19 protein-coding genes are annotated in these 21,228 nt (G+C 57.3%); 5 read left to right on the top strand and 14 right to left on the bottom strand.

Going from position 1 to position 21,228, the window contains the following annotated elements:
* A partial coding sequence (locus AD928_RS05425) for a CinA family protein (protein WP_156470107.1) occupies positions 1-323 on the top strand: 323 nt, incomplete at its 5' end.
* Between the two features lie 104 nt (positions 324-427).
* Here the strand turns inward: AD928_RS05425 and AD928_RS05420 are convergent.
* The 13 genes from AD928_RS05420 to AD928_RS05360 all read right to left on the bottom strand — a co-directional run bounded on the left by AD928_RS05420 (position 428) and on the right by AD928_RS05360 (position 14,368).
* Entirely contained in the window at positions 428-844 is a 417-nt protein-coding gene (locus tag AD928_RS05420; RefSeq protein ID WP_062248886.1) for a hypothetical protein, read from the bottom strand.
* Positions 845-987: 143 nt separating this feature from the next.
* Positions 988-1,464 (bottom strand): type II toxin-antitoxin system RatA family toxin, encoded by a 477-nt coding sequence (locus AD928_RS05415; protein ID WP_062140304.1) that lies wholly within the window; start codon positions 1,462-1,464, stop codon positions 988-990.
* Entirely contained in the window at positions 1,464-2,438 is a 975-nt protein-coding gene (gene lipA / locus AD928_RS05410) for a lipoyl synthase (RefSeq protein ID WP_062248883.1), read from the bottom strand. Before lipA ends, AD928_RS05415 begins: the two co-directional genes overlap by 1 nt.
* Before the next feature lie 129 nt (positions 2,439-2,567).
* Positions 2,568-3,977 carry a dihydrolipoyl dehydrogenase gene (lpdA, locus tag AD928_RS05405; RefSeq protein ID WP_062248870.1) on the bottom strand — a complete coding sequence of 470 codons (1,410 nt, stop codon included), beginning with the start codon at positions 3,975-3,977 and terminating at the stop codon, positions 2,568-2,570.
* A gap of 23 nt (positions 3,978-4,000) precedes the next feature.
* Positions 4,001-5,269, bottom strand: a complete 1,269-nt coding sequence (locus AD928_RS05400; protein WP_062248865.1) for a pyruvate dehydrogenase complex dihydrolipoamide acetyltransferase — start codon at positions 5,267-5,269, stop codon at positions 4,001-4,003.
* A gap of 10 nt (positions 5,270-5,279) precedes the next feature.
* Positions 5,280-6,647: a pyruvate dehydrogenase complex E1 component subunit beta gene (locus tag AD928_RS05395; protein WP_062248861.1), complete on the bottom strand. Its 1,368-nt coding sequence runs from the start codon at positions 6,645-6,647 to the stop codon at positions 5,280-5,282.
* Positions 6,648-6,653: 6 nt separating this feature from the next.
* Positions 6,654-7,664, bottom strand: a complete 1,011-nt coding sequence (gene pdhA / locus AD928_RS05390; RefSeq protein WP_062140313.1) for a pyruvate dehydrogenase (acetyl-transferring) E1 component subunit alpha — start codon at positions 7,662-7,664, stop codon at positions 6,654-6,656.
* 128 nt (positions 7,665-7,792) lie between these two features.
* Positions 7,793-8,269 carry a cyclic pyranopterin monophosphate synthase MoaC gene (gene moaC, locus AD928_RS05385; protein ID WP_062248858.1) on the bottom strand — a complete coding sequence of 159 codons (477 nt, stop codon included), beginning with the start codon at positions 8,267-8,269 and terminating at the stop codon, positions 7,793-7,795.
* Position 8,270: 1 nt separating this feature from the next.
* On the bottom strand, positions 8,271-9,137 hold the full coding sequence (trpC, locus tag AD928_RS05380; RefSeq protein ID WP_043553422.1) for an indole-3-glycerol phosphate synthase TrpC: 867 nt from the start codon (positions 9,135-9,137) through the stop codon (positions 8,271-8,273).
* A gap of 2 nt (positions 9,138-9,139) precedes the next feature.
* Entirely contained in the window at positions 9,140-10,261 is a 1,122-nt protein-coding gene (gene trpD, locus AD928_RS05375) for an anthranilate phosphoribosyltransferase (RefSeq protein WP_062248855.1), read from the bottom strand.
* A gap of 1 nt (position 10,262) precedes the next feature.
* Entirely contained in the window at positions 10,263-10,859 is a 597-nt protein-coding gene (locus AD928_RS05370) for an anthranilate synthase component II (RefSeq protein ID WP_062248852.1), read from the bottom strand.
* 54 nt (positions 10,860-10,913) lie between these two features.
* Positions 10,914-12,452, bottom strand: a complete 1,539-nt coding sequence (gene trpE / locus AD928_RS05365) for an anthranilate synthase component I (protein ID WP_062248849.1) — start codon at positions 12,450-12,452, stop codon at positions 10,914-10,916.
* Positions 12,449-14,368, bottom strand: a complete 1,920-nt coding sequence (locus AD928_RS05360) for a peptidylprolyl isomerase (RefSeq protein ID WP_062248847.1) — start codon at positions 14,366-14,368, stop codon at positions 12,449-12,451. The genes trpE and AD928_RS05360 overlap by 4 nt, the downstream gene beginning before the upstream one ends.
* Before the next feature lie 222 nt (positions 14,369-14,590).
* Between AD928_RS05360 and tpiA the strand changes: the two genes are divergently transcribed.
* The 4 genes from tpiA to kdsA all read left to right on the top strand — a co-directional run bounded on the left by tpiA (position 14,591) and on the right by kdsA (position 18,302).
* A complete protein-coding gene (gene tpiA, locus AD928_RS05355; RefSeq protein ID WP_043552678.1) occupies positions 14,591-15,331 on the top strand; it encodes a triose-phosphate isomerase in 741 nt (246 codons plus the stop codon).
* A gap of 26 nt (positions 15,332-15,357) precedes the next feature.
* Positions 15,358-15,696, top strand: coding sequence for a preprotein translocase subunit SecG (gene secG / locus AD928_RS05350; protein ID WP_043552680.1), 339 nt, complete (start codon positions 15,358-15,360; stop codon positions 15,694-15,696).
* A gap of 138 nt (positions 15,697-15,834) precedes the next feature.
* A complete protein-coding gene (locus AD928_RS05345) occupies positions 15,835-17,466 on the top strand; it encodes a CTP synthase (RefSeq protein ID WP_062248845.1) in 1,632 nt (543 codons plus the stop codon).
* The gene (gene kdsA / locus AD928_RS05340) at positions 17,463-18,302 is read left to right on the top strand and encodes a 3-deoxy-8-phosphooctulonate synthase (RefSeq protein ID WP_062248842.1); all 840 of its coding nucleotides are present in this window, start codon (positions 17,463-17,465) and stop codon (positions 18,300-18,302) included. The genes AD928_RS05345 and kdsA overlap by 4 nt, the downstream gene beginning before the upstream one ends.
* Positions 18,303-18,776: 474 nt before the next feature.
* On the opposite strand, the gene gyrB is transcribed toward kdsA, so the two are convergent.
* Positions 18,777-21,215 (bottom strand): DNA topoisomerase (ATP-hydrolyzing) subunit B, encoded by a 2,439-nt coding sequence (gyrB, locus tag AD928_RS05335; protein ID WP_062248840.1) that lies wholly within the window; start codon positions 21,213-21,215, stop codon positions 18,777-18,779.
* Positions 21,216-21,228: the final 13 nt, after the last annotated feature.

Below are 21,228 nucleotides of genomic sequence, written 5' to 3'. Positions count from 1 at the left end.
CCAACAGCATGAAGCAGTCAGTTCTCGGTGTGCAGGCAGATACATTACAGCAATTTGGCGCTGTGAGTGCAGAAACGGTCAGAGAGATGGCGAGCGGTGCGCTTGGCATCGCTCAGGATGCGACACATTCCGTGTCCATTTCCGGAATTGCCGGTCCCGGTGGTGGTTCAGTAGAAAAACCTGTGGGACTGGTCTGGTTTGGCACGGCCGTGCGAGGTGGCGATGTGCGTGCGGAAGCCCGGATTTTCAAAGGGGATCGCACAGCGGTTCGCTCTCAGGCTGCTCTGTATGCGCTTGCTCTTGTGGCGCAGCGTCTGGATTAAGCGCCAACCATGCAAAAAGAGCGTCAGAAGGATATCCCTCTGACGCTCTTTTGCGACACGCTGTTATTGCAGATTAAGCTGCATTTTCAGAGTGTTATTGCTTTTTACTGACCGGCAGCAGGAGCGTTAGCCGGCACAGTTGCTGTCGGAACAGCGGGTGCAGCCGGAACTGCAGGCGCCGTTACGTTCGGCACGGCGGGGGCAGCCGGAGCAGCCGGAACCGTAACGCCCGTGCCAGCAGCCGGAACGCCAACCGTTGTGCCCGGAACAGGTGCCGTCACCGGAGCGGTCGGGGCAGCAGCAAAAGCCGGAGCATTGGCGCGCTGTGCAGCGTTCAGGCTCTGGTTGTTCAGGTCGTCAGTTGCGGAATCACTGTTTGCAGCTTTCGCTTCAGCACCACATTTTGTGCCAGAGCAGTGTGCTGCGTGTTTGTGTGCGTGGTCATGATGCGTAGCAGCAAAAACCGGGCTTGCAGCCAGTGTGGCAGTAACAAGCGCTGTAGCAGCAAAGAATTTTTTCATAAACATCAGTCCTTATCCAAAACGCTGAAGTGCTTTTACAAAAAGCAACTTTCCAACAGATTTGTAATCTACAGAAAATTGCAGCCTGTAACAATCACCCAGCGTATTTTAGAGCGTTTAACCTAAACCGTTCTTTTTGAGAACTATTGTGCGACAGGATGCTCTTCCGGCAAGGTGGCTGCTGTCTCTGGTGGCCCGTAAACCTCGCGCGCGCGCCGCAGAAAAGCTGAGACCATAAGGCGGACTGCTTCCCCGAATACAACGCCGATAGCGGCCTGAAGGATGCGGGAGCGGAATTCAAAATCAACAAAAAATTCTACCAGGCACCCACGCGGGTCCGGGGTGAACTTCCATATGTTTTTGAGGTATCGGAACGGCCCCTTTTCATACTGCACCATAATGGTGTCAGGCCGGTTGAGCGTAACGCGGGAGGTAAAACTTTCCCGGAACGGCCCAAACCCGACAGTCAGATCCGCCACCAGTTCGGTTGCTGTGCGGGTCCGAACGCGCGCAGCAACGCACCAGGGCAGAAACTCAGGGTAGCGCCCAACATCTGCAACAAGATCAAAAATCTGATCGGCCCGATACGCGAGAACACGCTTTTCTGCGTGTTTAGGCATCAGTTCGCTCCCGCCAGACGGGCATTGCGCGTCTGCTGTAGTTCAGCAAAATCAGCATCAGCATGATAGGACGAACGGGTCAGTGGGCTGGAACTGACCTGAAGAAAACCTTTGACGCGGGCCATGGCGCCATACTCCTCAAACTCAGTGGGGGTGACAAAACGGGCAACCGCCGCGTGTTTCACCGTAGGCTGCAAATACTGGCCCATCGTAATAAAATCCACATCTGCAATACGCAGGTCATCCATGACCTGAGCGATTTCCATCCTTTCTTCCCCCAGCCCCAGCATCAGCCCGGACTTGGTGAAGATGGAGCCATCCAGCTGTTTGACACGGTCCAGCAGGCGCATGGACTGGTAGTAACGGGCCCCTGGACGGATGCTTGGATACAGACGCGGCACTGTTTCAAGATTATGGTTGAAAACGTCAGGTCGCGCTTCAACAACAATTTCTAAAGCATTGGTCTTGCGTAAAAAATCAGGTGTGAGGATTTCAATGGTCGTCTCCGGCGCTGCGTCCCGGATTGACGTAATGACTCGTGCGAAATGCCGGGCTCCGCCATCTTCCAGATCGTCGCGATCCACGGATGTAATCACCACATGACGTAGACCGAGCTTGGCGACAGCCTCGGCCACACGGGCTGGTTCATCCGCATCCAGAGCATGCGGCAGACCTGTCGTTACATTGCAAAAAGAGCAGGCGCGTGTGCAGATTTCCCCCATAATCATCATGGTGGCGTGGCGCTGGGACCAGCATTCCCCAATATTGGGGCACGCAGCTTCCTCACACACCGTCACCAGACGGTTGTCCCGCATCAGCTTACGCGTCTCATGATAGACAGGATGCGTTGGGGCTTTAACGCGGATCCATTCGGGTTTGCGGGCAATCGGATTGTCTGGCCGGTGTGCCTTTTCCGGATGGCGGACTTTGCTTGCCCCGCCCTTCCGATGATCAATCAAGACGCGTGTAGACATGATATCGCCCGCTCCCACACTCCGGGTTAAGAAGAACTGGAACGCTCTTACCTCTGCGTCAAGGCAAGAACGCTCCTGGTGGCGTATCAGACGGCATCACACCCACGAGAGCAGCCGTCTGCGTTATGACTAGAAGTGCAGAGCGCCGTCGTAAGCAGCCAGCACGGCTTCGTGCATGGATTCAGAAATGGTCGGATGCGGGAAGATGGTTTCAGCCAGTTCGGCTTCCGTCAGTTCTCCCGTGCGGGCAATGACATAACCCTGAATCATTTCCGTTACTTCCGCTCCAATCATGTGGGCTCCCAGAAGCTCACCGGTCTGGGCATCAAAGACGGTTTTCACCAGTCCATCCGGCTCGCCCATGGCTAGAGCCTTGCCGTTGGCCAGCAGCGGGAATTTGCCCACCCGAACCTTGTAGCCAGCCTCTTTGGCGCGGGCTTCCGTATAGCCGACAGAAGCAATCTGCGGACGGCAATAGGTGCATCCGGGAATTTTTGTAATATCAATAGGATGCACCTGCTTTCCTGCGATGGCGTCTACGCACATCACAGCCTCATGGCTCGCTTTGTGGGCAAGCCACGGGGCACCGGCCAGATCACCAATCGCATACACGCCGGGTTCACCCGTGCGGCACAGAGCATCCGTGACCACATGCGTGCGATCTGTTTTGATCTTGGTGCCTTCCAGACCAATCTTCTCGACGTTCCCCACAATCCCGACTGCCGAGATCACGCGATCGACTGTGAACTCTTCGATCTTACCGTTGACCTCAACGGGCACGGTGACATCCGTATCGGATTTACGGAGAGTGCCGACCTTGGCACTGGTCAGCACCCGCATGCCCTGTTTTTCAAAGGCTTTACGCGCCAGTGCGCTGATCTCTTCATCTTCCACTGGCAGGATACGCGGCGCGACCTCAACCAGCGTGACCTCAGACCCCATGTTCCGGTAGAAGGAGGCGAATTCGCTGCCAATGGCCCCTGAGCCGATCACCAGCAGGCGGCGCGGCAGAGCGTCAGGCACCAGAGCCTCCCGGTAAGACCAGATCAGCTTTCCATCGGCTTCCAGCCCCGGCAGGACGCGGGCACGTGCGCCTGTGGCAAGGATGACGTGCTTCGCCGTCAGCGTAACGGGAGCGCCTTTTTCCGGTGTGACCAGAACTTTACGCTTGCTGCCCGTAACGCCGTCCAGCTTGCCGAAGCCTTCAAAAACCGGAATTTTGGCTTTCTTCAGCAGATGCGCGACGCCGCTTGAAAGCTGCTTAGAGACCGCTCTGGAGCGGGCGATGATTTTCGAGAAATCAAAACCCACCTTTTCTGCACTGAACCCATAGGTGCCGAGGTCATGCAGAAGATGGTTGATTTCAGAGGCGCGCAGAAGAGCCTTTGTGGGAATACAGCCCCAGTTCAGGCAAATTCCACCCAGATGCTTCGCTTCCACCACCGCGGCAGAAAGGCCGAGTTGTGCGGCCCGCAACGCCGCAACATAGCCACCCGGTCCGCCACCCACGATGATAATATCAAAATCGGTTCCGCTCATGGTCGTTTCCTGCAAACGCGATGTTAAAGAACAAGTGTCAGAGGAGATTCGACCACTGACCGGAAGGCCGAGAGCCATTCTGCCGCAACCGCACCATCCACCACGCGATGGTCAACGGAGAGCGTGACCGTCATGACCGTGGCAATGGCTAGTTCATTTCCCTTCACAACAGGCTGTTTTTTGCCTGCGGCAATGGCCAGAATAGCGGCCTGCGGCGGGTTGATAATGGCGGAGAAGTCACGTACGCCAAACATGCCCATATTGGAAATGGAGAACGTGCCGCCCTGAAACTCTTCCGGTTTCAGCTTGCCTGCCCGTGCCCGTTTGACCAGATCCTTGGTTTCCTGACTGATCTGCTTCAGGCTCTTCTGGTCAACATGCTTGACGATGGGGGTAATCAGGCCGTCCGGAATGGAGACAGCAATGGAAATATCCACGTTGTCATGCAGGATCATCGCCTGATCCGTGAACGACGCATTCACGTTCGGCACCCGCTTGAGGGCGATGGCCGAGGCTTTGACCAGCATGTCATTAACAGACAGCTTGAAGGCGTCAGGCCCTTCATCCGGGGATGTTGCGTTCAGCTGAGAGCGGAGAGCCAGCAACGCATCCAGTTCAACATCGGCAGAGACATAGAAGTGCGGAATAGTGCTTTTTGCTTCGCTCAGGCGACGGGCAATGACCTTGCGCATGCTGGAATGCGGGACGGTCCGGCTTGTGGGGGCCGGAACCTCTGCCACGGCAGCAACTGTGACCGGAGCCGCCGTACCCTGTGCCGCAGCGTTGTCCACGTCCCGGCGCACGATGCGACCATTCGGGCCGGTCCCTTTAATGCGGGAAAGGTCCAGTCCTTTCTGGCTGGCAACACGCTTTGCCAGTGGGGACGCAACAATTCGCTTGCCTGTGGCGGCCTGCCCCACTGGTGCAGCAGGAGTTGTGGCTGGCGCAGAAGCGGGAGCCGAACCCTGCGGTGCCGTTTCGGGCTGAGCAACTGGTGAAGGCGGCGCAGAGCTTTGGGGTTTGACTGCTCCGGCTTCCGGCACGGTCTCGCCTTCTGCAACCATAATGGCAATCGGCGTATTGACCGCAATTTCGTGCGTGCCTTCCGGCACCAGAATACGACCGAGGATGCCATCTTCAATGGCTTCCACTTCCATCGTCGCTTTGTCAGTTTCGATTTCGGCAATCACGTCGCCAATCGCAACCTTTTCGCCTTCAGCCTTAACCCAGCGGGCGAGTGTGCCTTCCGTCATGGTGGGTGACAGGGCCGGCATAAGAAGTTCTATAGCCATCTCTTTTTCCTCAGATCAGGCGACGCACGGCTTCAACCACGTGCTCGGGCTGCGGCAGGGCCAGCTTTTCCAGATTGGCGGCAAACGGCATTGGAACGTCTACGCCAGTGACACGTGCCGGCGGGGCATCCAGCCAGTCAAACGCATGCTCAATCACCTGCATGGCGACTTCCGCGCCAATGCCGGCAAACGGCCAGCCTTCTTCCAGCGTGACGAGACGGCTGGTTTTCTTGACGCTTTCCACAATCGTGGCCGTATCCAGCGGACGCAGGCTGCGCAGGTTGATGACTTCGGCCTCAATCCCCTCCTGAGCCAGTGCTTCGGCGGCTTCCAGTGCCGTCGTGACCATGATGGAGAAAGTCACGATGGTCACATCCCGCCCTTCCCGCTCAACCTTGGCCTTGCCGATGGGCAGAATGAAATCTTCATCCACCGGGCACGGGAATTTGCGCCCGTAGAGAATTTCATTCTCAAGCACGATAACGGGGTTCGGGTCCCGGATGGCTGCGCGGAGAAGCCCTTTGGCATCGGCGGAAGACCAGGGCGCGACCACTTTCAGGCCCGGAACATGAGCATACCAGCTGCCATAACACTGGGAATGCTGTGCCCCGACGCGTGCTGCCGCGCCGTTAGGGCCGCGGAAGACGATGGGGCACCCCATCTGGCCACCAGACATATACAGCGTCTTGGCTGCGGAATTAATAATATGATCAATGGCTTGCATTGAGAAGTTCATGGTCATGAACTCTACAATCGGCTTAAGCCCCGTCAGGGCTGCACCAACAGCCATGCCGGTAAAGCCATGTTCGGTAATCGGCATGTCAATCACGCGCTTATCACCAAACTCGGCCAGCAAACCCTGAGAAATCTTGTAGGCGCCCTGATATTCCGCGACTTCTTCCCCAATCAGGAAAACGTCCGGGTCGCGGCGCAATTCAGCCTGCATGGCGTCATGCAGAGCTTCACGCACGGTGATTTCCGCTGTCGGACCCCAGTCTTTTTCTGGCTCGGGAGCGCTCAAAGAAGCCGCTGCTGGTGTTGCGGGCACAGCAGATGGCTGTGCAGCAGGCTCTTCGGTTGTTGTGGCTGGTTGTGCTGCTGCCGGGGCAGACGCTGCCGCATCCGGAACGGCCTCACCTTCTGCAACCAGAATGGCAATAGGCGTATTAACGGCAATATCCTGGGTTCCTTCCGGCACCAGAATACGGCCCAGAATACCGCTTTCGATGGCTTCCACTTCCATGGTTGCCTTGTCGGTTTCGATTTCAGCAAGCACATCGCCAATAGCAACGGCATCGCCTTCGGCTTTAACCCAACGCGCCAGCGCTCCTTCCGTCATGGTCGGAGAAAGAGCGGGCATTATAATGTCTGTCGCCATAATCCGTTACGCCTCTAGCAGCACATCTGTATAAAGCTCGGCAGGATCAGGCTCAGGGCTGGTCTGCGCGAATTCAGCTGAATCGTTCACTGTTGCTTTTACGTCATCTTCAATCTTGCGCAGGCTGTCTTCACTGACACCTGCGTCCAGCAGAATCTGACGCACATGTTCAATGGGATCACGAGTTTTGCGGACCTGATCCACTTCCTCACGCTTACGGTATTTTGCCGGGTCGGACATGGAGTGACCGCGATAGCGATAGGTCATCATCTCCAGCAGATACGGCCCCTTGCCTGCCCGGCAATGCGCTACGGCTTCTGCTGCGGCTTCATGCACGGCGGCAATATCCATGCCGTCTACGCGCTTCCCCGGAATGCCCCAGGGCTCACCATTCCGCCAGAGTTCGTGAGACGCAGAGGCGCGTTCCACGCTGGTCCCCATGCCGTAAAGATTGTTCTCAATAATGAACAGGCACGGCAGTTTATGAAGGGCTGCGAGGTTGAAGCTTTCGTACACCTGCCCTTGATTGGCAGCGCCATCCCCAAAGTAGGCCACGGACACTTCATCCGTTTCGCGATACTTGTTGGCAAAAGCCAGACCAATTCCCAGTGCAACCTGCGCGCCGACAATGCCATGTCCGCCGTAGAAATTCTTCTCACGCGAGAACATATGCATGGAGCCGCCCTTACCGTGGGAATACCCGGTGGCGCGCCCCGTCAGCTCGGCCATCACGCCACGCGGCGTCATGCCAGCAGCCAGCATCTGGCCGTGGTCACGATAAGAGGTGATGAGCTTGTCACCATCCTTAAGCGTCATCTGGATGCCAACCACCACGGCTTCCTGCCCGATATACAGGTGGCAAAAACCGCCGATCAGCCCCATGCCGTAAAGCTGTCCGGCTTTTTCTTCAAACCGACGTATCAGCAGCATTTCATGAAATGCGTCCATGAACTGCTCACGGGTTAAGGAGGGGCCGTTTCCTCCCACACGCGCTGTATTTTCTTGCGCCGCCGCCATCGGTTTTTCCTTTTGGTGTTTAAGAACTGTGACTGTGAACAATTCGTCTTGCGGATTCAGGATTTATAAAAACGAAACCACTCGCAGTTTGCGTCGTTTATGTCTTCAATCCTGCATGATCCTATCAATTACTCCGCATTATAGTCGCCGGACCGTCCCCCGCTTTTATGCAGGAGCCTGATCCCGTCAATCCTCATGCCGCGATCTACCGCCTTGCACATGTCGTACAAAGTCAGTGCCGCTGCACTTACTGCGGTTAACGCTTCCATTTCAACGCCGGTTGCGCCTTTTGTTGTAACAGAAACCGTGATCTCGATCTTGTCATCAGCCGGCAGCAGATCGACCGATACACGGCTGAGTGCCAGTGGATGACAAAGCGGGATAATATCCGCTGTTTTCTTGGCGGCCATAATGCCGGCAATGCGGGCAGTCGCCAGCACGTCCCCTTTTGGCATTGTGCCTGAAACAATCATGTTCAGGGTCTCTGGCCGCATCAGGATAGCCCCCGTTGCAACAGCCTTCCGGTGGGTGTCAGACTTCTCCGAGATATCCACCATGTGAGCGTGGCCGGAGGCATCGAGATGCGTCAGCGTCTTTTCAGGCACGTCAGGCAAACCCCAGCAGAGCCCGTGCGGCCTGACCGGGGTCAGGCTGACGGAGCAGAGATTCCCCAACCAGAAAACCTGTCACTCCAATCTCAGCCAGAGACATCACATCGCCATGCGTTTTGATGCCGCTCTCGGAGACAATAATCCGGTCCGGCGGCACCAGCGGCGCGAGGCGTTTTGTTGTCTCAATATCGGTCTGTAACGTCTTGAGATTACGGTTATTAATGCCGATCAGGAACGTATCGAGCGCGAGAGCACGGTTCAGTTCATCCTCATCATGCACTTCCACCAGCACGTCCATGTCCAGCCCTTTGGCGTGATCCACCAGAGCCAGAGCTTCTTCATCCGTCAGGATGCACATGATGATCAGGATGCAGTCAGCCCCAAGTGCGCGACTTTCATAAACCTGCCATGGGTCAAGAATGAAGTCCTTGCGCAGCACCGGCAGGGAACACGCTGCACGGGCTGTCTGGAGGTCTTCATTCTGGCCATGGAAGCAGGAGCTTTCCGTCAAAACGGACAGGCAGGCAGCGCCCGCCTGCTCATACCCGACAGCAATCTGGGCCGGGTCAAACTCTTCACGCAGGATGCCGGCTGAGGGAGAGGCCTTCTTGATTTCGGCAATCAGCCCGACTGTTCTGTCAGCGGCCTTTTCTTTCAGAGCGCGTCCAAATCCGCGGGGAGCATCTTTCACATCCTGCGCTTTGGCGATCATCTCTTTCAGAGATACAAGGGTTGAACGGTGCTCAACCTCAACTCTTGTCCGCGCGCAGATCCGCGAGAGCACATCCGGCAGATGGTCTGCCTGAATACCGGCCTCTACGTCAGAATTTCCGGCAGCGGACGAATTGGGTATTTCGTTCATAATCATCCTGTCATGTCTTGAGCATGCGTACCAGAAGATGATGTACGCAAACCATTGAGCACCGCCAGGGCGGCACCGTTATCCAGCACGCGACTGACATCGGCCACGCACTCTCTGAAGGCCTGAGGGTCTATGTGCAGTCCCTTCAGGATGGAACGCCGTCCGGCCACATGCAGGGCGCAGGCTGCGTTCAGCAAAACTGTATCACGATAGGCCCCATGGGCACCACGGAGCAAGGATTCCAGTGCCTGAGCATTATGGGCCGCATCCCCGCCCCGAATGGCGGAAACCGGCGCATAAGGCAGACCCGCCATTTCGGCCTGTACAACAAGGGTGTGCGTGGTACCGTTTTCAAGGGCGACGACACGGGTGGGGCCAGCCAGTGTCAGTTCATCAATACCCTGCGTTTCCCCGTCCGGCTGACCACAAACGGCCCAGACCCGTTCCGAGCCGAGACGATGCAGAACATCAACCACCAGATTCAGCCACTCCGCGGAAAAAACTCCGATGAGCTGATGCTTAACACCGGCCGGATTGACCATTGGCCCCAGCAGATTGAACAGCGTGCGAATGCCCAGCGCTTTTCTAACCGGAGCTGCATGCCGCATGGCCGGGTGATGATGGGGGGCAGCCAGAAAAACGAGTTTATGCAGATTCAGTTGGCGAGACAGTTCAGCCGGGTTCGCCAACAAGGGCACGCCCAGAGCCTGAAGCACATCAGACGCACCGGCGCGGGAAGACACGGCTCGGTTGCCATGTTTGGCTACTGGCACGCCCAGAGCGGCCAGCACAAAAGCGACGGCTGTGGAGACATTCAGTGTCCCATAATTGTCGCCGCCTGTTCCGCAGACATCAATCGTGTCTGCCGGAACCTGTGGTACCGGGATCATGCGGCGCCTTAAAGCCGTAACTGCGCCCAGAACCTCGCCAGCATCTTCACCCCGTACACGTAGCGCCATCAGGAAAGCCGCGACCCGCTCCGCAGGGAGGGTGCCATCCATGATGATGCCGAAGGCTGTCTCAGCCTCGGCACTGCTCAGTGTTTTGCCGTGGGCCAGAGCGTTCAGGATCGTGGTGAAAAAAGCGTCCGGATTTTCCAAAGGGAAAGGTTTGATCTCCGGCATGTCAGGCCGCTGTTTTCTTCTCGTTCCACGCACGCGCTTCCTGAAGGAAGTTCCGCAGCAAATCGTGTCCGTATTCGGATGCGATGCTCTCCGGATGAAACTGTACGCCAGAAATAGGGTGCTGCTTGTGGCAGACTCCCATGATGATGCCGTCTTCCGTCCAGGCAGTAACGTCCAGACTGTCCGGAATGCTTGACGGTTCAAGCGTCAGGCTATGATACCGCGTGGCGTTGAACGGGTTTGGAAGGCCAGTAAAGACGTCCTTCCCGTCATGAAAGACCGGGCTGATTTTGCCGTGCATGGGTGTGGGGGCTCTCACAACTTTTGCGCCAAAAACCTGCCCGATGGCCTGATGCCCAAGACACACACCAAAAACAGGGATGTTACCGGCAGCGGCTGCAATCAGGTCACAACAGATCCCGGCTTCATTAGGAGAGCATGGGCCCGGTGAGAGCACGATTGCTTCCGGCTTGAGCGCCATGGCGTCTTCTACCGTCAGAGAATCGTTCCGGCGCACATCGCAGCGCTCCCCCAACTCACCCAGATAATGGACGAGATTGAACGTAAAGCTGTCATAATTGTCGATCAGAAGGATCATGGTTTTATGATGACCTTATGGGGCCCACGGGTCAAATGACGGAAGAGCAAGAACTCAGCCTTTATCCTGTGTGGCGTAGTGAATGGCTTCTTCTGCTGCGCGGAAAACAGCGCGTGCTTTGTGGTGGGTTTCCTCATATTCCAGATCAGGCACGCTATCGGCCACCACGCCACACCCGGCCTGCACATGCATCATGCCATCTTTAACAACAGCCATGCGCAGCCCGATGCAGGTGTCCATATCGCCCCCTGCCCCAAAATATCCGATGCAGCCTGCGTAGGTTGCCCGGCGGCTGCGTTCAACTTCGTCAATGATTTCCATGGCGCGGATTTTAGGAGCGCCCGTGAGGGTGCCTGCCGGGAATGCGGCAATCAGAGCATCCAGCGCTTCCAGACCCGGCTGAATGGTGCCTTCCACATTGGAAGAAATGTGCATGACGTGGCTGAAACGCTCAATCACAAACCGTTCCGTGACCTTTACTGATCCGGGTTGGCAGACGCGGCCGACGTCATTCCTCCCGAGGTCGATCAGCATCAGATGCTCGGCACGTTCTTTTTCATCTGCCAGCAGATCCTGTTCCAGCCACAGGTCCTCAGCCTCATCCTTGCCGCGCGGGCGCGTGCCGGCCAGCGGTCGGACCGTCATGGTCCCTTCCCGTAGCCTGACCAGAATTTCAGGCGAGGAGCCGACCAGCGAGAACGCGCCCAGATCCAGATGGAACAGGAACGGAGCCGGGTTGATGCGGCGGAGTGAGCGGTAAAGGGCCAGAGACGGCAGCGTAAAGGGGGCGGAAAAACGCTGGCTGGGCACAACCTGAAAGGCGTCCCCTGCGGCAATATAATCCTGAATTTTCTCAACAGCCGCGCAGAATTCCTCACGAGAGAACGTTGAGTGCGGCGCTTCAAACGCTGCTGGAAGATTTGCTTCCGGCGTAGCGGGCAGTGCACCAGCAAGGCAGGCGCGAGCACGGGCCAGAAGTGCGTGCGCTTTATCCCACGCGTCTCCGGCATCTTCTCCTGCTGCTGGCCGGACCGGCGCAGCAAGAATGAGTTCGTCACTGACCGTATCAAAAACCGCGAACAGGCCGGGGCGCATCATGATGGCTTCCGGCAGGTTCAGATCATCCGGTGGCGCATCGGGCAGATGCTCCATCTGCCGTACCATGTCATAGCCCAGATAGCCAAATAGTCCGGCAATCATGGGCGGGAGACCGGCGGGCAGATCAAGCTGCGTCTCACGGATCAACTGACGCAGAGAGTCCAGCGCCTTTCCGTCAACAGTGCGCACTGTGGTGTCCGGCTGTGCCGGGTTTTCATCCACCGTGACCCGCCCGTTATGACAGGTCCAGACCAGATCCGGTTTGAGCGCGATAACGGAATAGCGTCCGCGAGAGACGCCACCTTCCACGCTTTCCAGTAGCAGGGTGTGGCGGCCTGTGCCGCCGTCAAAGCCTGCAAGACGGATATAGGCGGAAACCGGCGTGAGCAGATCTGCTGGTTCAACGGAAAAAACAATGGATGGCTTTCCGGCCTTCCATGCCGTCTGGCAGGCCTCGCGTGAGGGTGAGGCTGCAATCCGTGCCGTAACGCTCATGGGGTCGTGCTTCCATCAAACCCAAGGGAGGACAACGTGGCTGTCACTGCCCGCTGATTAATAACAGGCGGGGTACGTTTGCTCAGGGCTTCCACATAGGAGGCTACGAGATCGTCGCCGGTGGACTGCGTCAGAGCGCTTTTGAGGCGCTGATAAGCGCCCAGATCTGCCATCGGGTTGGGCGTGGAAACAGATGTGACGGTGGCCACGATGAACTCGCCGGCATCCTCACCCATAACAGACTGACCGGCCTTCATACGTGGCAGGTATTCCATCAGTTCCGAGGGGATGGCCTTGTTCGGTGCAGCTCGTGAGAAAGTCAGCCCTTTCACGATCGGTGCGCCCGCCCCCGCAACATTGGCGAGGCCGCCTTTTTCCTGTGCAGCAGTGTAAAGCGCTGTGGCCTGTTCGTCCGCTGCATGCTTGCGGGATTCGGCCTGCCATGCGGCCAGAACGTTGGCTTTCGCCTGTTCAAAAGTCAGTTGCGCAGCCGGTGTAATGCTGTCGACTTCAGCGGCGTACCAGCTGTTGTCCGGCCCTTCCGTCAGGTTCGGTTTTGCGCCTTTGGTCTGTGCGAACACCTGCTGCACAATGGCGTCACGCAGCTTGCCGGCAGCCGGAAGCGGTGCCGGGGTGCCATCCTGCGTGTTGCCGTTGGCATCCAGCGTGCCTGCCGCAGCAGCAGCCCCGATGTCGGTCGGAATGGCGTCCAGACCGTTGCCTGCCATGGCATCCTGCAGCTGGCGGCTGCGTTCGCCAACAACAGACGGGCCTTTCGCATCACGATACTGCTGAAGGATCTCTTTTTTCGCCACGTCAAAAGGCGTGTCTTTCGGCGGGGTCACCTTTGTGACCTGCAGAACAACCCAGCCACCGTCAGATTTAAACGGCCCCTGAATCTGATTGAGAGGTGCCGCGAAGACCGCTTTGCTCAAGCTTTCAGAGGGAATGGTGGACGGGCGCGCGCCGGGCATTTCAACAGATGCGCCGCTTTTTGCTGCGGCCTGCACAGCCGCCCAGTCAGCGCCTTTTGTCCAGACATCGGCGACAGCGCGGGCCTGCGCTTCATCCGGCATGGTCACAACCTGCACATCGCGCGTTTCCGGCACGTGATAGCGGTCGCTTTCTTCATCATAGACGCGCTTCAGATCTTTTTCATCAATGGTGATAGTGTCTGCGACCGTCGCGGGAGACAGCACGACAACGCGGGCATGACGTAGTTCCGCCGTCCGGAAGTCGTTCAGATGGTTCGCATAATAGCGGCGCAGGACGGCATCATCCGGGGTCGCCGGCGTCGGCTGCTCAACAAAGGGGATACGGATCAGATCAACCGTGCGCGTCTGCAGCCCAAAGTCAGACAGGCGTTTTGCAATCGTGTCAGACACACTGGCCGCCTGCCCGATGGGCTGCAGCATGGTGCGGCTGGCAAGATCATCACGGATCATCGTCAGAAAGCGCTGTTCCGGAATATCGCGTTCCCGCAGGCGCGCGTTCAGAATATTCCGGTCAAACTGGCCATTCGCGCCCTTGAAGTAAGGCAGCGAGAACACTTCCTCCCGCACAGCCGAATCAGGCACGGACACTTTCAGCTTGCGCGCGGCTTCCAGCAGTTCTGCCTGACCGATTAGCCGCTGCAGAACCTGATAGGCAATCTGCTGGCGCATGACAGGGGGTACCTGTGCCGGGTCCGAAACGCCCATCTGTTTGGCGATGGTCGGCATTTCTCCTTGCAGAGATTGCCCCAGATCAGCCGAACTGATGCGCTGCTGGCCCACTTTGGCCACCACATCGGTTTCTGTGCCCATATAGCCGAGCACATCCCCCACACCCCAGCCAATAAAAGCGAGGAAGATGACGATGGCGCAGACACGCCCAAGCCAGGATTCAACAAAAACGCGACGCAGATAGGAAATCATGAACCCAAGGATCCGTTGAGACAGAACATCATGCCACGGGCAAACCCGGGCGCGGCACCATAAGCGGACCAGTCGCTCTTGACCAGCGGTAACGACCCGTTAAGGACCGAAACACGCACACAGCATCTTGCCCCACAGCCCGAGTGTATGGTTTAGCCTGTTCCGACGGCCTCAGTGACGCAACGATGATGCGGGCACAGGCAGCACGGAAGGACGAGGCGTATGACCAGACAGATTATCGTCGGCAACTGGAAGATGAACGGCACCAGCCGTGATTCGCAGGCGCTTGTGGAAGCTCTGCTGGCAGGGCTCCCGGCGACTGTACCGGATATTGTAACCTGCCCGCCCTTCACGCAGCTCGCGCTGCTGGCAGACAAGCTGAAAGGCTCTCCCATCGCTCTGGGCGCGCAGGACTGTCACAAGGATGTCTCCGGCGCGCATACCGGGGATATTTCTCCCGCCATGCTGACGGACCTTGGCGTCTCCTACGTTATTCTGGGTCATTCCGAACGGCGGCAGGAACACGGTGAGCTGGATGAAACCGTGCGTGAGAAAGCGGTTGCAGCCACAAAAGCCGGCCTGACCCCCATTGTCTGTATTGGTGAGACGGAAGATCAGCGTGAAAGCGGTGAGCATTTCGACACGCTGGGCTGGCAGATCAAAGGCTCCCTGCCCGACAATTTCTCCGGTATTCTGGCGTATGAGCCGATCTGGGCCATTGGCACAGGTCGTGCAGCAACAGAGGACGAAATTGCCGAAACCATGAAATTCCTGCGTGAAGAGCTGGTTCGTCAGTTTGGCGAGGCTGGCAAAACCGTCAGGATTCTGTATGGTGGCTCCGTTAATGCCAAGAATGCGGCTTCCATTCTGTCGATTGCAGATGTAGCAGGTGCCCTTGTAGGGGGTGCCAGCCTGAATGCAGAGGCATTCCTATCCATTATCGGCGCGGCTTCTGCTGCCTGATTTCCGCACCTTATCGGGAACTCGACATGACCACAGCCCTGCTGATTCTGCATATTTGCGTGACCATAGCCCTGATTGGCACTGTGCTGATCCAGCGCAGTGAAGGGGGCGGCCTCGGCATTGGCAGCAGTCAGGGCATGGGGGCATTCATGTCCGGTCGCGGCACGGCCAACCTGCTGACGCGCACCACGGCAGTGCTCGCCGGGCTGTTCATGCTGCTTTCTCTGGTGCTGGCGATTCTGAACCGTGGGTCTTCCACCGGTGCCGGGCATGACATTCTGGCTCAGCCCCCTGCTCCGGCCGCCGTTACAGCGCCTGTTCAGCCTGCCGCACCGCCGGCGGCTCCTGCACCGTCTAAACAGTAACATGTTTCCCACTCTCTCCCTCCTTCCCGGAGCCGGAGAGAGAAAGAGTCTTTATTCCTCTGCGCTTGCACAAAGCTGCGGAGGAATTTTTGTGTCCATCTTTACCCACCCGGCTTTGTCCGTGTAGGAAGTCTGTTCATGACCCGTTTCGTATTTATCACCGGCGGTGTGGTGTCCTCTCTTGGGAAAGGCATTGCGTCAGCGGCTCTTGCTGCACTCTTGCAGTCGCGCGGCTATAAAGTCCGCCTGCGTAAGCTTGACCCCTATCTGAACGTCGATCCCGGCACGATGAGCCCGTATCAGCACGGGGAAGTTTTCGTGACCGACGATGGGGCCGAAACAGACCTTGATCTGGGCCACTACGAACGCTTCACCGGCGTCAATGCCACCAAGGAAGACAATACCACCACCGGCAAGATCTATTCCGATGTCATCGCCCGCGAACGCCGCGGGGACTATCTTGGGGCTACGGTGCAGGTCATCCCGCACATTACCGATGCCATTAAGGACATCGTAGTTGCCAATACGGATGATGTGGATTTCGTGCTGGTCGAAATTGGTGGCACGGTTGGGGATATTGAAAGCCTTCCGTTCCTTGAAGCTATTCGTCAGCTGCGCAATGACCTTGGTCCGGATCAGACCATGGTGGTCCACCTCACGCTGCTGCCGTGGATCCCGTCTGCTGGGGAACTGAAGACCAAGCCGACGCAGCATTCCGTTAAGGAACTGCAGAATGTCGGCATTCAGCCCCAGATCCTGCTCTGCCGTTGTGACCGCGCTATTCCGGACACTGAGCGCCGCAAGATTGCCAACTTCTGTAACGTCCGCCCCGAGGCTGTGATTGCTGCGCGGGACGTCGATACTATCTACTCCTGCCCCCTCGCCTATCATGCTGAAGGCATGGATACCGAGGTTCTGCGCTATTTCGGTCTGCCTCACACCGAAGAACCTGACCTGTCCGGTTGGGAGAAAATTGTGGACGCCATCCGTCGTCCGGATGGCGACGTTCGCATTGCCGTGGTTGGGAAATATACGGCCCTGCTCGACAGCTATAAGTCTCTGAACGAGGCGCTTCTGCATGGTGGCATTGCGCACCGTGCGAAAGTGAAGCTGGACTGGGTGGAAGCTGAAACACTGGAAGAGTCTCCGGAAGCTCTGGAGCGCCTGTCCACCGCACATGGCATTCTGGTGCCCGGTGGATTTGGTGAGCGCGGCTCCAAAGGCAAGATTGCTGCAGTGCGTTTTGCGCGTGAGCGCGGTATTCCTTTCCTTGGCATCTGCTTCGGGATGCAGATGGCAGTGATCGAATGCGCTCGTAATCTCGCAGGTCTGCCCAATGCATCTTCCACCGAATTTGGTGAAGCTGATGAGCCGCTGGTTGGTCTGATGACGGAATGGGCGCGTGGTAGCGAGCGCTTGCGCCGGAGTGAAGGCGGAGAACTGGGCGGCACCATGCGGCTTGGCGCTTATCCGGCAACGCTGGTGGAAGGCTCTCGTGCGGCAGAAATTTACGGCACGACGAACATTCGTGAGCGCCACCGTCACCGTTATGAAGTGAATATTCACTACAAGGACCAGCTTGAAAAAGCCGGACTGAAATTCTCTGGCCTGTCTCCTGATGGGATTCTGCCAGAAGTGGTCGAGTATCCGGATCATCCGTGGTTTGTGGCGGTGCAGTATCATCCGGAACTCAAGTCCCGCCCCTTTGCACCGCACCCGCTGTTTTCCGGATTTGTCGGCGCAGCACTTGAAAAGGGCCGCCGCGCATGACGTACGCTGCAGCACATAACTTTCAGCTTCAGTCTCTGACAGTCGGGAATGATCAGCCTTTTGTGCTGATTGCCGGACCGTGTCAGATTGAATCCGCGGCTCATGCCATGGAAACGGCAGTCGCCCTGAAAGAACTGTGTGCTGCGGCAAATGTCGGGCTGATTTACAAAAGCTCGTTTGACAAAGCCAACCGCACCAGCCTGTCCAGCGCCCGAGGTGTTGGCATGAAGGATGGTCTGGCCATTCTGGCGGATATCCGGAACAGCCTGAACATTCCGGTCCTGACAGATGTTCACGCTCCGGAGCAGTGTGCTCCGGTTGCGGAAGCTGTTGATGTTCTGCAAATCCCGGCGTTTTTGTGCCGCCAGACAGATTTGCTTCTGGCTGCGGGTAAGACTGGCGCTGTTGTGAACGTCAAAAAAGGCCAGTTTCTTGCCCCGTGGGACATGCAACACGTTGCAGCCAAAATTGCCTCCACGGGCAACCAGCGCATCATGCTCTGTGAGCGTGGAACCAGCTTTGGCTACAACACCCTGATTAACGATATGCGCGGCCTGCCCATTATGGCGCAGACAGGGTATCCCGTTGTCTATGATGCCACCCACTCCGTGCAGCAGCCGGGTGGCCTGGGGGGGGCATCAGGCGGCCAGCGGGAATTTGCCCCTATTCTCTCCCGCGCTGCGTTGGCGATTGGTGTAGCCGCCCTGTTTATTGAGACCCATGAAGACCCGGACCGTGCTCCGAGCGATGGCCCGAACATGCTGCCTATCAAAACCCTTCCGGCCCTGCTGAAACAGTTCCGCGAGATTGACCGGTTGATCAAAGCCGGCGGCTAATACCTACTCACGAGTTGCCAGCTCGGCAGCTGTCGCGTTTGAAGAGCGGAAAGAAGGTCATGCGGCCAGCTTTCCGCTCTTTTTTTGTTGTGGCTGCGTCATTTTGGCGCTGCGAGTGATTGGGCGCACGGTCAGGGTCTAGTGGCCGGATCAGTCAGATATTTCCATAGTCCGCGTGGATAGGCGGAGCCATATTTCTTCCTTTTCCACGCCTTTCTTCCTGATCGGTTTTTGTCGGTGTGGGATTTTCAAAGACTTGCAGAACTATAATTCTGTGGTGGGCCTCAAGGGTGTCACTGGTTGGTCACCACTGTACCGGCACAGCTTTTGTTTCAGGCATGATTTATCATGAGGGGCGTAGCGTCATGCAGTCGCCATCGCCTCTGATCGCAAATGCGTTTGCAAGAAGAACGTAAAAAAATAGGGAGCCGTAGGGCTCCCTATAAAAGAATGCAAGAATGAAAGACTGCTGCCTTACACGTCCAGATTGGCAACTTTCAGAGCGTTACCCACAATGAAGTCACGGCGGGGTTCCACCACATCGCCCATCAGGGTGGTGAACACCTGCCCGGCTTCTTCAACGTCTCCGACTTTAACCTGAAGCAGGGTGCGCATGGCCGGGTCCAGCGTGGTTTCCCACAGCTGTTCATCGTTCATTTCGCCCAGACCTTTAAAGCGGTTGATGGCAAGGCCACGCCGCCCCTGTGCCAGCAGACGCGTATAGAGCTCGGAAGGCCCTTTCAGCGGCAGGTCCGTGCTTTCCAGACGCAGGCTGACACCGGTACCGAACTCACGCACCAGACGGTCCAGCTGGTTGGTGAGCCAGCGGGCATCGCCGCCTGCGAGCATGTTCGGGTCAATCCGGTAGACTTCCCCAACGCCACGCACGCTGCGGGCCAGTTCCAGACCATCGGTGCTGGCAACAGCTTTCCAGCCTCGCTCATTTTCAGCAGAAGCGGCATCCAGACGCTTCTGAAGGTCAGGAATACGCTGTTGGAGCGTTTCCAGATCAGACGTCAGCGCGCCAGCCAGCGCTGCCTGCTCAATAATCCAGCTCGGCACGCGGTTGGACAGACGAGCAATAGCCTGCGTCGCTTGCCGGATGAACGGCAGATCAGCTTCCAGATCAGCCCCGGAAACGACCTTGCCGTCTGCATAGACAAAGGATGCGTTATTCAGAGCTTTATCCAGAAGATACTGCTCCAGAGCGGCATCGTCTTTCAGGTAGCGTTCTTCATTGCCACGTTTGGCACGGTAGAGCGGCGGCTGAGCGATGTAGAGATAGCCGCGTTCAATCAGTTCCGGCATCTGACGGAAGAAGAAGGTCAGCAGCAGTGTACGGATATGGGAGCCGTCCACGTCAGCGTCAGTCATAATGACGATGCGGTGGTAACGGAGCTTGTCGATAGAGAAACCGCCCTGATCGGCCTCGCCGCGACCAATGCCGGTACCCAGTGCGGTAATCAGTGTGCCGATTTCCGCAGAGCCAAGCATCCGGTCAAACCGGGCGCGTTCTACGTTAAGGATTTTACCCTTAAGCGGAAGGATTGCCTGAAAACGGCGGTCACGCCCCTGCTTTGCGGTCCCGCCTGCGGAGTCACCCTCAACGATAAAGATTTCAGCTTTAGAGGGGTCACGTTCCTGGCAGTCAGCCAGCTTGCCGGGCAGCGAGGAGATGTCGAGCACGCCTTTCCGGCGGGTCAGCTCACGGGCTTTCCGGGCAGCTTCACGCGCAGAGGCGGCATCCAGCACCTTGCCGACAACAATCTTGGCTTCTTTGGGATGCGTTTCAAACCAGTGGCCGATCATATCAGCCGCAGCCGCATGCACCACCGGCTGCACTTCGGAAGAAACCAGCTTGTCTTTGGTCTGGGATGAGAATTTCGGGTCCGGCACTTTGACGGACAGAACAGCCGTCAGGCCTTCACGCATATCTTCACCCACCAGAGAATGCGCGTCTTTCTTGGCAATGCTTTCCGCATATTTGCCGACAATGCGCGTCAGCGCCTGCCGGAACCCGGCCAGATGGGCCCCCCCGTCACGCTGGGGAATATTGTTGGTGAAGCACAGCATCGTTTCGTGAAAGCTGTCATTCCAGCTCAGAGCGAACTCAACTTTGATGCCGTTATCCGGGTTTTCCATGCTGCCTGTAATGGGCGGCGTGACAATCGGGGTGCGGGAGCGGTCAAGCCACTCCACAAAGGCTTCCAGACCGCCTTCATAAAAGAAAATTTCTTCCCGAACGTCTTCTGTGCGGGCATCGCGCAGAACAATTTCGAGGCCAGAGTTCAGGAAGGCCAGCTCACGCAGGCGGCGTTCCAGAATGGCAAAGTCGAAAACCGTTCGGGGGAAGGTTTCACCGCTGGGTTTGAAGGTGACCTGTGTGCCGCGTTCTTCGTCAGACGGGCCGACGACTTCCAGAGGCCCTTCCCGTTCACCATGACGGAAGCGGATGACATGCTCCTGCCCGTTACGCCAGATACGCACTTCCATGGATTCAGAAAGGGCATTTACCACAGCGGCACCCACGCCGTGCAGACCACCGGAAACCTTGTAGGAATTCTGGTTAAACTTGCCACCTGCATGCAGACGCGTCAGCACGACTTCTGCCGCGCTGATCCCTTCTTCGGTATGCATGTCCGTTGGAATGCCGCGGCCGTTATCCCGCACTGTTACGCTGCCATCGGCATTCAGGGTCAGAATACAACGGGTCGCGTAGCCAGCCTGGGCTTCATCAACAGCGTTATCAATAATTTCAAACGCCATGTGGTGCAGGCCGGAGCCGTCATCGGTATCACCGATATACATCCCTGGCCGCTTACGGACGGCATCTAGCCCTTTCAGCACAGAGATCGACGCGGCGTCATACTCTTCCATTCCGGTGGATGGTGTGGGCTGAGAAAGGTCTGTCATATGGTAACGGTAC

Origin of the sequence: Acetobacter cerevisiae, assembly GCF_001580535.1 — a bacterium.
Taxonomy (GTDB): Bacteria; Pseudomonadota; Alphaproteobacteria; order Acetobacterales; family Acetobacteraceae; genus Acetobacter; species Acetobacter cerevisiae.
This window is presented reverse-complemented; position numbering and strand designations above follow the sequence as displayed.

Bases quoted from the DNA above. Each gene is read 5' to 3' on its own strand.
- pdhA (WP_062140313.1), bottom strand. From the start codon at position 7,664: ATGGCGGCGGCGCAAGAAAATACAGCGCGTGTGGGAGGAAACGGCCCC.
- AD928_RS05370 (WP_062248852.1), bottom strand. From the start codon at position 10,859: ATGATCCTTCTGATCGACAATTATGACAGCTTTACGTTCAATCTCGTC.
- lipA (WP_062248883.1), bottom strand. From the start codon at position 2,438: ATGTCTACACGCGTCTTGATTGATCATCGGAAGGGCGGGGCAAGCAAA.
- trpE (WP_062248849.1), bottom strand. From the start codon at position 12,452: ATGAGCGTTACGGCACGGATTGCAGCCTCACCCTCACGCGAGGCCTGC.
- trpC (WP_043553422.1), bottom strand. From the start codon at position 9,137: ATGAACGAAATACCCAATTCGTCCGCTGCCGGAAATTCTGACGTAGAG.
- trpD (WP_062248855.1), bottom strand. From the start codon at position 10,261: ATGCCGGAGATCAAACCTTTCCCTTTGGAAAATCCGGACGCTTTTTTC.
- kdsA (WP_062248842.1), top strand. From the start codon at position 17,463: ATGACGTACGCTGCAGCACATAACTTTCAGCTTCAGTCTCTGACAGTC.
- AD928_RS05420 (WP_062248886.1), bottom strand. From the start codon at position 844: ATGAAAAAATTCTTTGCTGCTACAGCGCTTGTTACTGCCACACTGGCT.
- tpiA (WP_043552678.1), top strand. From the start codon at position 14,591: ATGACCAGACAGATTATCGTCGGCAACTGGAAGATGAACGGCACCAGC.
- AD928_RS05360 (WP_062248847.1), bottom strand. From the start codon at position 14,368: ATGATTTCCTATCTGCGTCGCGTTTTTGTTGAATCCTGGCTTGGGCGT.
- AD928_RS05345 (WP_062248845.1), top strand. From the start codon at position 15,835: ATGACCCGTTTCGTATTTATCACCGGCGGTGTGGTGTCCTCTCTTGGG.
- AD928_RS05400 (WP_062248865.1), bottom strand. From the start codon at position 5,269: ATGGCTATAGAACTTCTTATGCCGGCCCTGTCACCCACCATGACGGAA.
- secG (WP_043552680.1), top strand. From the start codon at position 15,358: ATGACCACAGCCCTGCTGATTCTGCATATTTGCGTGACCATAGCCCTG.
- AD928_RS05395 (WP_062248861.1), bottom strand. From the start codon at position 6,647: ATGGCGACAGACATTATAATGCCCGCTCTTTCTCCGACCATGACGGAA.
- AD928_RS05415 (WP_062140304.1), bottom strand. From the start codon at position 1,464: ATGCCTAAACACGCAGAAAAGCGTGTTCTCGCGTATCGGGCCGATCAG.
- gyrB (WP_062248840.1), bottom strand. From the start codon at position 21,215: ATGACAGACCTTTCTCAGCCCACACCATCCACCGGAATGGAAGAGTAT.
- lpdA (WP_062248870.1), bottom strand. From the start codon at position 3,977: ATGAGCGGAACCGATTTTGATATTATCATCGTGGGTGGCGGACCGGGT.